The 12,127-nt window shown below is 48.3% G+C and carries 17 protein-coding genes and 1 pseudogene; 7 read left to right on the forward strand and 11 right to left on the reverse strand.

Annotation, left to right across the window (positions count from 1 at the left end; all coding sequences use genetic code 11):
* The first annotated feature begins 24 nt into the window (after positions 1 to 24).
* Positions 25 to 906 (forward strand): LysR family transcriptional regulator, encoded by an 882-nt coding sequence (locus EDM52_RS08200; RefSeq protein WP_122908507.1) that lies wholly within the window; start codon positions 25 to 27, stop codon positions 904 to 906.
* A gap of 7 nt (positions 907 to 913) precedes the next feature.
* Here EDM52_RS08200 and EDM52_RS25130 read toward each other — a convergent pair whose 3' ends face one another.
* The 3 genes from EDM52_RS25130 to EDM52_RS08210 are packed head-to-tail and all read right to left on the reverse strand — an operon-like array spanning position 914 to position 1,864.
* Entirely contained in the window at positions 914 to 1,057 is a 144-nt protein-coding gene (locus EDM52_RS25130) for a hypothetical protein (protein WP_245996666.1), read from the reverse strand.
* Positions 1,029 to 1,415 (reverse strand): hypothetical protein, encoded by a 387-nt coding sequence (locus tag EDM52_RS08205; RefSeq protein WP_245996668.1) that lies wholly within the window; start codon positions 1,413 to 1,415, stop codon positions 1,029 to 1,031. Before EDM52_RS08205 ends, EDM52_RS25130 begins: the two co-directional genes overlap by 29 nt.
* Entirely contained in the window at positions 1,412 to 1,864 is a 453-nt protein-coding gene (locus EDM52_RS08210; protein WP_122908508.1) for a DUF188 domain-containing protein, read from the reverse strand. The genes EDM52_RS08205 and EDM52_RS08210 overlap by 4 nt, the downstream gene beginning before the upstream one ends.
* A gap of 73 nt (positions 1,865 to 1,937) precedes the next feature.
* On the opposite strand from EDM52_RS08210, the gene EDM52_RS08215 reads away from it, so the two are divergent.
* Positions 1,938 to 2,264 carry a hypothetical protein gene (locus EDM52_RS08215; protein ID WP_122908509.1) on the forward strand — a complete coding sequence of 109 codons (327 nt, stop codon included), beginning with the start codon at positions 1,938 to 1,940 and terminating at the stop codon, positions 2,262 to 2,264.
* 96 nt (positions 2,265 to 2,360) lie between these two features.
* On the opposite strand, the gene EDM52_RS08220 is transcribed toward EDM52_RS08215, so the two are convergent.
* Entirely contained in the window at positions 2,361 to 3,287 is a 927-nt protein-coding gene (locus tag EDM52_RS08220; protein WP_122908510.1) for a S8 family peptidase, read from the reverse strand.
* A 185-nt stretch (positions 3,288 to 3,472) separates the two neighbouring features.
* Between EDM52_RS08220 and EDM52_RS08225 the strand changes: the two genes are divergently transcribed.
* The gene (locus EDM52_RS08225; protein WP_245996671.1) at positions 3,473 to 3,703 is read left to right on the forward strand and encodes a stage VI sporulation protein F; all 231 of its coding nucleotides are present in this window, start codon (positions 3,473 to 3,475) and stop codon (positions 3,701 to 3,703) included.
* Positions 3,704 to 3,825: 122 nt separating this feature from the next.
* Here the strand turns inward: EDM52_RS08225 and EDM52_RS08230 are convergent, their stop codons facing one another.
* The 4 genes and pseudogenes from EDM52_RS08230 to rnz all read right to left on the reverse strand — a co-directional run bounded on the left by EDM52_RS08230 (position 3,826) and on the right by rnz (position 6,075).
* Positions 3,826 to 3,921, reverse strand: coding sequence for a YjcZ family sporulation protein (locus tag EDM52_RS08230; RefSeq protein ID WP_122908512.1), 96 nt, complete (start codon positions 3,919 to 3,921; stop codon positions 3,826 to 3,828).
* Positions 3,922 to 4,134: 213 nt separating this feature from the next.
* On the reverse strand, positions 4,135 to 4,746 hold the full coding sequence (locus EDM52_RS08235) for a YczE/YyaS/YitT family protein (protein ID WP_276531806.1): 612 nt from the start codon (positions 4,744 to 4,746) through the stop codon (positions 4,135 to 4,137).
* A gap of 87 nt (positions 4,747 to 4,833) precedes the next feature.
* A complete protein-coding gene (locus tag EDM52_RS08240; RefSeq protein WP_122908513.1) occupies positions 4,834 to 5,064 on the reverse strand; it encodes a hypothetical protein in 231 nt (76 codons plus the stop codon).
* Positions 5,065 to 5,104: 40 nt separating this feature from the next.
* Positions 5,105 to 6,075: pseudogene (rnz, locus tag EDM52_RS08245) on the reverse strand (ribonuclease Z).
* Positions 6,076 to 6,217: 142 nt separating this feature from the next.
* Between rnz and EDM52_RS08250 the strand changes: the two are divergent.
* From EDM52_RS08250 to EDM52_RS08260, 3 genes are read left to right on the forward strand one after another with little or no spacing between them, the layout of a single operon-like run.
* Positions 6,218 to 7,210 (forward strand): ABC transporter substrate-binding protein, encoded by a 993-nt coding sequence (locus EDM52_RS08250; RefSeq protein WP_122908559.1) that lies wholly within the window; start codon positions 6,218 to 6,220, stop codon positions 7,208 to 7,210.
* A 6-nt stretch (positions 7,211 to 7,216) separates the two neighbouring features.
* Entirely contained in the window at positions 7,217 to 8,020 is an 804-nt protein-coding gene (locus EDM52_RS08255) for an ABC transporter ATP-binding protein (RefSeq protein ID WP_122908560.1), read from the forward strand.
* Complete coding sequence (locus EDM52_RS08260; RefSeq protein WP_122908515.1) at positions 8,001 to 8,807, forward strand: ABC transporter permease; 807 nt, start codon at positions 8,001 to 8,003, stop codon at positions 8,805 to 8,807. The genes EDM52_RS08255 and EDM52_RS08260 overlap by 20 nt, the downstream gene beginning before the upstream one ends.
* A gap of 76 nt (positions 8,808 to 8,883) precedes the next feature.
* Here the strand turns inward: EDM52_RS08260 and EDM52_RS08265 are convergent, their stop codons facing one another.
* The 3 genes from EDM52_RS08265 to EDM52_RS08275 all read right to left on the reverse strand — a co-directional run bounded on the left by EDM52_RS08265 (position 8,884) and on the right by EDM52_RS08275 (position 11,470).
* The gene (locus EDM52_RS08265; RefSeq protein ID WP_122908516.1) at positions 8,884 to 9,819 is read right to left on the reverse strand and encodes a cation diffusion facilitator family transporter; all 936 of its coding nucleotides are present in this window, start codon (positions 9,817 to 9,819) and stop codon (positions 8,884 to 8,886) included.
* Between the two features lie 204 nt (positions 9,820 to 10,023).
* Complete coding sequence (locus EDM52_RS08270; protein WP_122908517.1) at positions 10,024 to 10,983, reverse strand: tetratricopeptide repeat protein; 960 nt, start codon at positions 10,981 to 10,983, stop codon at positions 10,024 to 10,026.
* Positions 10,984 to 11,095: 112 nt separating this feature from the next.
* Positions 11,096 to 11,470, reverse strand: a complete 375-nt coding sequence (locus EDM52_RS08275; protein WP_122908518.1) for an ATPase — start codon at positions 11,468 to 11,470, stop codon at positions 11,096 to 11,098.
* Positions 11,471 to 11,656: 186 nt separating this feature from the next.
* Here EDM52_RS08275 and EDM52_RS08280 point away from each other — a divergent pair, with 186 nt between their 5' ends.
* The gene (locus EDM52_RS08280) at positions 11,657 to 12,091 is read left to right on the forward strand and encodes a DUF2621 family protein (RefSeq protein WP_122908561.1); all 435 of its coding nucleotides are present in this window, start codon (positions 11,657 to 11,659) and stop codon (positions 12,089 to 12,091) included.
* Positions 12,092 to 12,127 lie beyond the last annotated feature (36 nt).

Here is a 12,127-nt window from a genome sequence, read left to right on the forward strand (position 1 = left end):
TTTAGATAAGAGGGATTTTCCAGTATGGACTTCGAACAACTACGCGCTTTTTATACATTGGCTCAAACCAAAAACTTCACGAAAGCAGCAGAAATCCTGCATCTCGTACAATCAACGGTCACGATGCGTATCAAACAATTAGAGGAAAAAGTGGGAAAACCCCTCTTTGTTCGTGATAAACGAAGTGTCGAAATCACACAAGCGGGCTTAACACTATTGCCGTATGCCGAACGAATCCTGCAATTATCGCATGAAGCCTTAAATGAGGTCGCATCCTTGCATCCTTATGAAGACTACTTGTCCGTAGGCAGCCTGAATTCAATCTGGACCTCCATTCTCGAACCGATTTTAAAGGAATATCACTTCCGCTATCCGTCGATCGCTCTCAGCACAAAAACGGGCCGATCTTCCGATGTGATTCAATACCTGCTCGATAATGTCATCCAGATCGGCATCGTCTATGTCCCGCCGTCCTTGCCGAACTTCGACGTTATTCCCACGTGGGAAGACGAAGTGGTCCTGGTGTGCGACCCGAAGAGTACTTTTGCCGAGACTAATACCGTCGATGCGAGCGAGCTTCGCCACCTGCCCATCCTGTACATGAGCTGGGGACCTCCATTTAATGAATGGATCCGACAAACCCTGCCGCGCAATTACGTCCCACGCCTCAATGTAGACAAAGCGGAGCTGGCGATCGATCTGGTCAAGGAAGGGTTGGGTGTGAGCCTCTTGACTCGTTCTACCGTCAAGGCTGATCTTGCCGCCGGGACACTCAAGGAACTGATCATCACGGGCAACAAACCGCCAAAACGTTCTGCCTACATCGTATTGCCTCGCGATAAAAAGAACAAGCCCAGCGTAGAAAAATGGCTGGGCTTGATGAAAGAATTCGGCTATCACACATAGCCATGATCTACCGAGTTGTTTCTAGTGGAGAGACGATCGCAGGTCGTCTCTTTTCCCATCGCTGGTAAGTAATACGAGCTCCAAAATAGAGAACCATGGAAAGACAAAAGCCAGTCAGTATATCACTCAGGTAATGAACCCCCAGATACACACGGCTCGCAGCCAATAAGAAGACCAGCGCGATCGCAACTGGCTGAATGAGCGACGACCAGCTTTTTTCCTACCAGCAGAGTGAGAAAGATCGTAAGCGCTTCTGACCGATACCCCTTGAAAAAACAAACGATCACCACGATGATTCCCAGAGGAGCCAGTGCACTCGCACCTCCCAAAAAGGTGAGTGCACTCAGAAAAGTCGTGATCCAATCCGCACGTATGACTTCCATCCATTCAAATGCGAGGCGGTCTGCTGCGGTTAGTGCACTGCTGATATGTAAACCAAGCATCAAAATAGATAAAACAGCAAAGATACCGAGCTGTAACGGCTGCACAAAATTTTTAGTTTCGCTCATAAACAAACCTCTTTCTCCATCAATGAACGCAGGGATGCTGCAAAACGCTGATCATCCTCACGCGTACGGGCAGCAGGCCCACGTGTTCTTCCTCCCCCTCTGCGATATCGGGCTTTTTCATTGCGCTCCTCCAGATGGAACTCGATTCGGTCTGGATCAAAAATCATGCCGTGCGGTGTCAGAGAAAACGCCTTTTTACCCAAAATGAGTGCAGCAAGACCGATATCCTGCGTGACGACGATATCCCCTACTCTGGTCTCGTTCGCTACCTTCATGTCGACCGCCTGCTGACCAGCGTCTACTACCGTATGGTTTTCCCCATGCAATTGATGATTGAAGCTCGCGTATGTCAAACATCTCCAGTTCAATTCCGCACTCAGTGCTTGTGCGATCGCCAGTGCCTGGCGAGGGCAAGCATCTGCATCGATCAAGATGCGACGTTCTTTCATGGGCATCCACCCTTTCCTGCGCTTTTCTCTCCCCAATCCGTCTCCATTTTTGATATGATGGGAATGGAGAGGAGTGAACGAACCATTGCGTTACCAATTTATACAAGATGAACGACTTGGCATTTCGCTGCCCATGCTCCATTTGGACTGGGACGACTATTCGAGCGAAGAGCGAGCTGACATACTCTTGGAGTGGGAGGAAATTCGAGCAACCATTCCAGATCGCATCCTCCAATTGGAAGTGATCATCATTGAAAAAACCAAGCAAATGTCAGAAGAGGAAAATTTCCTACGCTCTTGCGAATTAAACAGCGAAATCCATGAATTGGCCAGTCTCATAAATGATCTTAATATATGGTTCCGAGTACAGCAAGATCACGACACCAAAGTGCACCAATGATCTTCCTATGAACCAGCAGTTGGCGAATTGAAAAAGACATTCAAACAACGTTTGAATGTCTTTTTCGCTTTGGTCCCTCGACCACGTCACACGATTTTATACAGTTGTCGCCTTCACTTTTATCCGTCGAGCCATTTGCAGTGCCATCAGGCCAGTGACGTGTGGGGCTGCCATTGACGTCCCATTCAGCTTTCGGAATTGATTACCCGGCCACGTAGATAATATGTCTACCCCAGGGGCTCTCCGATCGGCTCCCTTGCCCCTTGAGCTGAACGATGCCAGATTGCCGTTCTGATCGATCGCACTAACTCCCACTACCCCATCGTATCTGGCGGGATATTCGACTTCTCCGCCATTGTTCCCCGCTGAAGCCACCATCACAACGCCACGGTCATTTGCCTTTTTAATGACGCGTGCGAGTGCCTCACTGTACTGCGGCATGCCAAAGCTCATGTTGACGATGTCCATTCCATTCTCGATCGACCAGTTGATGGCCCTCAGAATCGTAGCGAGGGATGACTTTCCTTCCTCGTCGAAGGCACGTATGTCATAGATATGGGACTCTGGAGAAACGCCAACGATTCCTCTTTGATTCATCTCGGCTACGATAATTCCAGCCACGTGTGTGCCGTGACCATTTTGCCTGCCGCGAACAAAGTCGACACCACCTTTGACTCGGTTCTTTAATTCAAAATGATCGCGTGAGATCCCTGTATCGATGACACCGATCTTGACTCCCGCACCCTTTCCCTTTTTCCAGCGCCGTTGTGCACCAACATACTTCACACCCCATGGGATCTCTTCTTCCGCATGCAGCTTTATTGTCAAATTTTCTTCCACAGTCGCCTTGTAGCGTTCACAGTGCTTTTGAATCAACCGATACACCTGTTGATTCACGCACATACAGGACATGTCATCGAAGCTGCGCCACGGCTTTTTTTCCTTTTGGGACCTGATTTTTCCCTGCAAGTCACGTAATATCTCGCCAAATGGCGTTTCCTGATGAAAGCTGATAATCTTCAACTCATTAGCCTCCTGTCATGCTTCTTTCTGCCTCATCCTATGTGCTTTTGACCTTGGAGGGTTGGGCATTTACACATGCCTGCCAAAATAGGCGAGAAAACCGGTGCATGTGTCCAGACAAGACAGTAGCTTCTTCCATATAACTGCATGGAGACCAGCCACCAGCATGAGAGGAGCGAATGAGCATGGGAAAAGAAAAAGCCAATGACATATTGAAGAAAATCAACAAAAAGAGCAAGAAAAAATGGAAAATGGACGATATCAAGGCACTTGGCAAGGGATATACCAAAAAAGACCTCAAGAACGGTAAGAAATTGGATGAACTGATCAAAAAGGTAAGCAAAGCTGTAGGTGTAAAATTGAGTGACAAACAAATGTCTTCCGTTAAAAAACAAGTGCAAGATCGACTGGGATAAGATGTTTCAAGGGGATGCAACCACAATGGGTTGCATCCCACTTTTTATGAAATCCATACAAAAATGGAGAGCTGAGAGGCTCTCCATTTTTGCAGTATTGTCAACCAGATCGCTGGTATGTCTTAATCACACGCACATGCAACGATCACGAGCAATACGAACAACACCAACACCAAAGCAAAATCGTCGAATCCAAATCCGTTAAATACACTACTCATTCGCTTTCCCTCCTTTATCGGCAACTAGTCATACTGTATGTGCGGATCGTCAATCCTGATTGGACTCCCGCCTACATGCGTGCCCGTTTTTGGACGCATACCCTCAGTGCCGATAAGAAAACTTGGCCCCACCAAGCTTTTGGCGGGGCCTTAGTTGCACTTATGTCGATAGGCAAAAATTTAAATTCCTATCGACCAAAGAAAGTCATGGAATTAGCTGGCTCGACGCTCTACCCGCTCTGGCAGCGCGTATTGTTTTTTCATCACCATTTGCCAAAACGGAATGGTTCTTTGAATCATCGGTCCAGTCAACAACGCGATCAAGACCGTACCGACAGAAACAGGTCCACCTAATGCGGCTCCCGCGATTAGAACAGTAACCTCGATGATCAATCTTACTTTTTGGATGCTCCATCCCAGGCGCTCATTCATCGCCAGCATGAAGCTGTCTCGGGGGCCAGCTCCAAGACGTGGAGAGAGATACATGCCGATGCCTACGCCCATGATCATCATCCCCATTAAAAACATCACGGTGCGTTCGAACAAACCCTCGATTTGCGGCACGATATCCCACCACAAAATCAAATCCAGAAAACTGCCGAAACAGACCATATTCAGAAACATGCCAAATGTAGGCTTTATCTTGGCGAGCAAATAAGAGGACAAGATAACGACAACCCCAACAATTTGCGACCATATTCCAATCGTTAGACCAAACGTTTTCTGCAGACCAATATGAAAAGTATCCCAAGGCGCTACTCCCATGTTTGCCTGAATGGTCAGAACGCACCCGAAGGCTCCGATAAAGAGCCCCAGCATAAACATGCCATAGCGTATCACAATGGACCTGCTGATCCGTATACCGGACACTGCCTTTCACCTTTCCTCTCCTCTTAAACCCCTCTATCTCTACTAAATTCTCTTCCAGCCTGCGATGACCTCAAAGAAAATTCCATCCTTGCGGTAATACGCCTCAGGCTTGTCGTAATCCAGGTAGGTCGCTGCCTCCCGGAGGCGATCACCCGACAAAATCACTTGGCGCTGCTTATTGGCAGCGTCCCTGTATTCAATAACCAGATTCACTTCTTCTTGCAGGCAGTGTGCCACCAGCTCTTCCGGTGTTGTGAAGGTAATCCGTTTCATACCCCTCTTTCCTTTCTTACGTCCTGTTAATGATCATTCATTATAACAGGGATCGTTCCTTTCTCCCATCGTTTTTCGCACTCTCTTGACTGGCAGACTATAGAAATCCGCTGCCAGGGTCGTAGCAGGAAAACGCTCTCTCGCCTCAGCCAACAGATCTTCCATCGTAAAGTCCCCTTCTTCATCCTCATAACGCGGACTAAAGTGGGTCAAGCAGAGCATTTTCACGCCTGCTTTGCTCGCCAGCTTGGCGGCTTCCTGGGCTGTCGAATGACCGCTGCGAACAGCCAAATCCTTATCCCGCTGCGCATACGTCGCCTCATGAACCAGCAAATCAGCATCCTGAGCAAGTTCAAGAACGGATTGACAAGGCTCGGTATCCCCGCTAATCACGATTTTTCGTCCTGGCTGTGCTTCCCCTACAAAATCCTTCCCGTCAAGCATCCGACCATCGGGCAGCACGACCTGCTCTCCTCGTTTCAATGCACCATAAAGAGGCCCAGAAGGCACCCCCATCTGTTTGGCAAGCTCGACCTGGAATGCGCCCGGCTTCTCTTTTTCTTGCACGGCATAAGCAAAGGACTGCACCCGATGCTTGGCCGGACTGCAGGTCACGATAACCTCGTCATCCTCATAGACAACACCCTCGCTCACGATATGGATCTGCAAAGGATAGTGCAGATGGACAGGACTGACCTCCATGATCGCGCGATAATAACGATCCAAGCCTGGGGGTCCGTACAGATCGAGCTGCGATGCTTCCCCGTTGCGCAGCGATCGGCTGGCCAGCAATCCAATCAGGCCATAAAGATGGTCACCGTGCAGATGCGTAATGAAGATTTTTTCCAACTGACTGATTTTCATCGGCGCCCGAAGCAATTGATGCTGGGTCCCTTCTCCGCAGTCAAAAAGCCACCATTTTCCTGCTTGCATAAAGCGAAGTCCAATCGCGCTCACATTCCGCTTGGTTGTGGGTGCTCCGGAACCTGTTCCCAAAAAAGTAAGTATCACGACTTCTTGTCTCCTTTTGCTTCAATGCGTCCACACTGTCGTTTGTTCAGGCGCCTGTCCCTTCATCTGGGCATTCACCCTTTTTTCCATCATCGCATACCTTACCACAGACAACAAACCTAGCAAGGAGGGACTTTGGATGATGAAACGTCTTCTCTCTCTGGGTATGGCTATCGGCCTTGTGGGAATGGCCATCTTGAGTGGTTGCTCAAGTGCCCCAGAAAAAATTCGTATCGGTGAAGTGACTCGCTCCCTGTTCTACGCGCCCTTGTATGTAGCCTTGGAAAAGGGCTTCTTTCAAGAAGAGGGATTGGATGTAGAGCTGTCCACCATTCCTGGCGGAGACAAAGTCATGTCCGCCTTACTCTCGGATGGCATCGATGTGGCGCTCGTCGGTTCCGAAACGAGTATATACGTCGCACAGCAAGGAGCGGCTGATCCAGTCATCAACTTCGCGCAATTGACACAGACAGACGGCACGTTCCTCGTCGCACGTGAAAAAACAGATTCTTTTTCGTTTGATCAACTGAAAGGCACGGTCTTCCTCGGCCAGCGCAAAGGCGGCATGCCTCAGATGGTTGGCGAATACGTGCTGAAAAAGCACCAAATCAACCCGCAAAGCGATCTGGAGTTGATCCAGAACATCGAATTTAAAAACATTGCCGCTTCCTTTGCATCTGGTACCGGAAAATACGTACAGTTGTTCGAACCGGAAGCCTCTCGTTTTGAGCAGGAAGGCATCGGTCATGTCGTCGCTTCGTTTGGCAAGGAAAGCGGCACAGTGCCGTATACCGTGTTTATGACCAAGCAAAGCACAATCGACAAAAACCCGACTGCTATCCAAAAGTTTACCAATGCCGTTTACAAAGGGCAACAATGGGTTGCCAGCCATTCACCCAAGGAAACCGCGGATACCATCGCCAAGTACTTCGAGCAGATCAAACCGGAAATCATGGAAAGTGCCGTTAAACGCTATCTGGAGCAAGGCTCCTATGCCACAGATCCGATTTTGGATGAAGCAGAATGGAAGCAGCTCCAGGACATCATGGATTCCGCAGGAGAGCTAAAAGGCCCCGCCGATTACGCCAAACTGGTGAATACGACTTTTGCCAAAGCTGCTATAGAAGGGAAGTAGACCATGATGAACAAGACTCCTTCTACGCCGGCCAAAATTGAACTCGGCCACGTGACCCATCTCTATCTATCCTCGAACAGGGCATTCATGGCGGTCAAGGACATTAACCTACGCGTGGAGGAAGGCGAGTTCATTTGTCTGGTCGGTCCCAGTGGTTGTGGTAAAACCACGCTGCTCTCCTTGATTGCCGGATTGGAGCAGCCTACATCCGGCAAGATTCTCATTGATGGCAACAGGGTCACCGGGACATCCTCACAAGTAGGCTATATGCTTCAGCAGGATTACTTATTCAACTGGCGCAGTATCGAGGATAACGTATTCCTCGGCCTGGAGATCAAGGGAATACGGAACAAAGAAACCGAGGAGTACGCTTTGCACTTGCTCGATGAAATGGAATTGATTGATGTCCGCAAGTCATCTCCGACGCAGTTGTCAGGAGGAATGAGACAGCGCGTCGCTCTCGTTCGCACCCTCGCCTGTCAGCCGCAAATTCTGCTACTCGACGAGCCATTCTCCGCTCTCGACTACCACACCAAATTAAAGCTGGAAGACCTGGTGTTTACCACACTGCGGCGGCATAAAAAAACCGCGATTTTGGTAACACATGATCTGTCTGAATCGATTGCGCTTGGTGATCGGGTGCTGATTTTTTCCAGAAATCCCGGCCAAGTGCGAACGGAACTCACGATTCCAGCTCCGATTCGCCATGCACTGCCTTTTGAAGCACGCAACCAAGAGGGCTTTTCAGATCTGTTCCAATACGTGTGGAAAGAGATGGAGGTGTTGTCCGATGCAGCCAAAGGAGATTGAAGCCGTCCATCAACGCTACCTGAAAAAAGAAGGGAGAACACGCTCCTTGGTTTTCATTACGCAAATCCTTCTCTTTCTGGTATTCATAGGGCTTTGGGAAGTGCTGTCGCGAACGAATTTAATCAACTCTCTAATCTTTAGCTATCCGTCCAAAATCGTCGCTCTCCTATGGGCGCAGCTGGCAGATGGCAGTCTGCTCCCTCATGTCGGCATGACGGTGTGGGAAACGGTCGTAGGCTTTGTACTCGGCACTTTGATTGGTACCTTGATCGCAACCGTGATCTGGTGGTCCCCCTTCTTGTCTCGCGTACTAGAGCCCTATCTGGTCATCGCCAACAGTATGCCAAAGGTTGCCCTTGGCCCCGTCTTTATCGTCCTGTTCGGCCCTGGCCTGGTCTCGGTCATCGCGATGGGGTTAGCCATCTCCGTGATTATTACAACCATCAATATCTACACCAGCTTTCGGGAGGTCAACCCGAACTTCGTAAAGGTCGTCCAAACGCTAGGCGGCAACAAACGGCAAATCTTCACGTCCGTGATCCTGCCTGCTACGATTCCTACCATTTTGGCGACCTTGAAGGTAAATGTCGGTCTTTCCTGGGTAGGTGTGATCGTCGGAGAATTCCTTGTATCGCAAATTGGATTGGGCTACCTGATTATTTATGGCTTCCAGGTTTTCAATTTTACCCTGGTCATGATGAGCCTCGCCATCATCGCTCTCGTCGCAACCTTGATGTACCAAGGCGTAGCGTATTTAGAACGGCGGCTCACCAGCCAGTTTAAATAGATTGATTCACAAAAACGGTGCTGTCCCGTACTCACATACGGACAGCACCGTTCCCTTTCACCCGATACGATTCAGATTAAGCTTGCTGAAGTAAAAACTTTTTACCATATTCCCCGTGGTCCAGAATGGCCGGATCTTCGATTTGAATCGTAGAATGCTTGATACCGTACTTGGTCTTGAGCAGATGGTTGATGGCCATAATCACGCAATACGGTTGAATATTTTCTCTCACAAAGACGTGCGCGGTCAACGAGTAATGATCCGTAGTCACTGCCCACAAATGAAGCTCATGGACGTCCTCTACCCCTTCGACCCTACTGATATCTTCGCGGATTTTATCCAGGTCGAATTTCTCAGGTACAGATTCCATCAATACAGCGAACGACTCGCGAATGATCTTCGCCCCTCCGATGAAGATAATTCCTCCAATCACCATACTGATCAACGGGTCAAAGATGTAAATACCCGTAAAGTAAATCAATACAGCGGAAGCAATGACTCCGATCGAGCTGAGCAAATCTCCGATAAAGTGCCAGAGCGCGCTTTTCACGTTGAGGTTTTCTTCATCTTTTATACTGCGGCTTAAGACGATGGTCAGGACGATGTTTACAATCAAGCCGATGGAAGCAATGATCAGCATCAGCTGCAGATCTACATCCTGTGGATGGATCATTCGTTTAATACCTTCGACAAAGATTCCGATTGCAATGATAGAAAGAGCTAATCCATTCAAAAACGAAGCGATAATCTCGAAGCGCAAGAAGCCAAAGGTGTACTTCTTATTAGGCTTGCGCGTTGCCAAGTAAATGGCAGTCATGCTCAACCCCAATGCGATGACGTCGGAGATCATGTGCGCCGAATCCGATAAGAGGGCGAGTGAATTGGAAAGCAGCCCTCCAACAACCTCCACAATCGTAAAAAATAGCGTCAGCATCAAAGTAATCCAAAGTGTTTTCTTTGATCTATGCTGCTCCTTCACATGGTTCAGGTGATGATAATCAATATTCTTCATAGGAATGCTTCCTCTCATTTAAAAATAATAACTATTATCTAATAATTAATTTAATCATACTCCTTCTTAACGATTTAATCCAATGAACGTTTTATGGATCATACAAGTGATTTTCATTACCAATAGCCACATACGAAGAAAGAAGCTATCCCATCGTCTCGTGACAAGGGATAGCTTCTATTCATATTTCATACCGGTATAGCTTTATTTCCAGAACTTCCACCAGCTCTTTTTCTGTGCGGAATCGCCAGCCTGTTCTTGAGCCACTTTTTGTTCCGCTGCTGCTTCTACCTCTGCCGCGCCTGGGATACGGGCGAGAAATTGATCGACCATCGGTTTAAAGTTATCAGCCAAGTGATCTTGCATATGACGCAATATCGCAATCGCCTTTTCCTTTTGATCGGTAGCGAGCAACGCGTTGGCGTAATTAAATCCTGCATATGGAAACGGGAAATCGGGCTGCCAATACTCTTCACAAATCTGAATCAGCTGGTAGACGTATCCGGCTTGTCCTAACTCCCCTGTTACAGTCATGACTACCTCGAAGCGATCTGAAGACCCTTCAATGGCTTGCTTGTACCAGTGCATCGCTTTCAGGAGGTTTTCCTCACTCAGTGCGACTCGCGCCAAGTGCAGCTTTGGACGCCACGCCCCTTCTTTGGCAGCAAGCGTTTCCAATCTGCGTCTGAGCTCATCCTTTTTTCCGCCAGCAATGAAAGCTTGCGCGTATAAATTCAAAGCATTTTCCTGGTTCGGATCTTTGAACAAAGCTGTTTCCAGCATTTCAAAGGCTTTAGCTTCGTCACCCTCAGCTCCATAGATTTTGGCCAGGTTGGTACATGCGGCTCCTGAAGCCGGAAAACGATCCAGACAATTGATCAAAATCGTTTTGGCTCGTTCAAATTCTCTGGCTTGCATGTGGACGACAGCGCGAAAAATCAGTGCTGACTCGATGGGCCCGTACAGCTCCAAAAGCCTGTCCGCAGCGATCGCAGCCTGTTCGTTGAACTGATCCTTCGCCAGCTCCATGGCGTACTCTCGCAGCTTCTCCTTGTTGTCCCAGTATTTATCCAGGTTGCCGGGAATCACTTTTTTTTGATAAGCTTCACGCGACATCTGTACGGATTGGCCCAACTCATTGGTAAACGTCACAAAATCAGACATGAAACAGCCTCGCTTTCATTTCCTACACAAATTGTATCAAGAGAATGGACGAATCCAGCAAAGAAGAACGATTTTCCCATAAGGAAAACCGTTCAGATCCGCGTCTCCCGTCTCAAATCCAGGCTTTCATGTTTACTTTGCGGATAAATTCTTCCATTGATTCCTTGACGGGTTCGTCATTAGCCGTTTCCGCCTCCTGCATGCCCAGCAGTTGACGAAATAATGCTTCGTTGCGTGTTGCCAGCGCGTAATCGAGCAAAGCCTCGCGGGATACTCTCTCAGCCTCCTCTTCCAGAAGCTGCTCTTCCAGAGCGATATCCTCTTCAATAACGGGGAATTGCTTATCTATTTTAGGGATTCGCACTATCCACGCAAATGCACTGTCGGGATTACGGTCACGAGCGATCAGGTACCCGTATTCGCTAATTGGCAAACCTTGCTCAAAGGAGTCGGCCACGATGACGACACGTTGTCCAAGCTTGAACATGAGCGTCAACTCCTAAATAAGATTAATTCTTATCATACTAAATTATATGTGCGCTTGGGAAGGGAAAACCCTCGGGAAGGGCTTGCACACAAAAAGTTTGTTGTGTGAAGCAAAATGCGTTACACTTTGATGTACATGCATTTTTTTATATAAAGTGTCTGGTAAACGAGGTGTACGAGCATGCAAATGACCGCAGGGTTCTCCTTCTTTATCGTGGGTTGGACGATTGTTCTGGTCAGTCTGATGTTTATTGGCGGATACTTCATGTTCCGCAAATTTTTGAAATCGATGCCCAAACAGGATGGCAAGTCTGATCTCGATTGGCAGGATCATTATATTGATAAGACGCGCTCGCTTTGGACGGAGGAAGGGCTTGAGCTGTTGAACGAACTGGTCTCCCCCGTGCCACAGCTTTTTCGTGACGTTGCGCGGCGCTCTATCGCGGCCAAGATCGGACAACTGGCTCTGGAAGAGAAAGCACACACCATTACAACCGATTTGATTGTCAAAGGGTACATCGTCGCTACACCGAAAAGAGATCATAAGTGGCTCATTGCCCATCTGGAATCCAAGCAAATCGATTACACGCCTTATGAGAAGTATTTGAATGCTGAATCTTAGAAAACCTGACGAAAAAGCTGCCATCCTGGTCCTGTA

The organism is Brevibacillus invocatus, from assembly GCF_003710915.1.
GTDB classification, from domain to species: Bacteria; Bacillota; Bacilli; order Brevibacillales; family Brevibacillaceae; genus Brevibacillus; species Brevibacillus invocatus.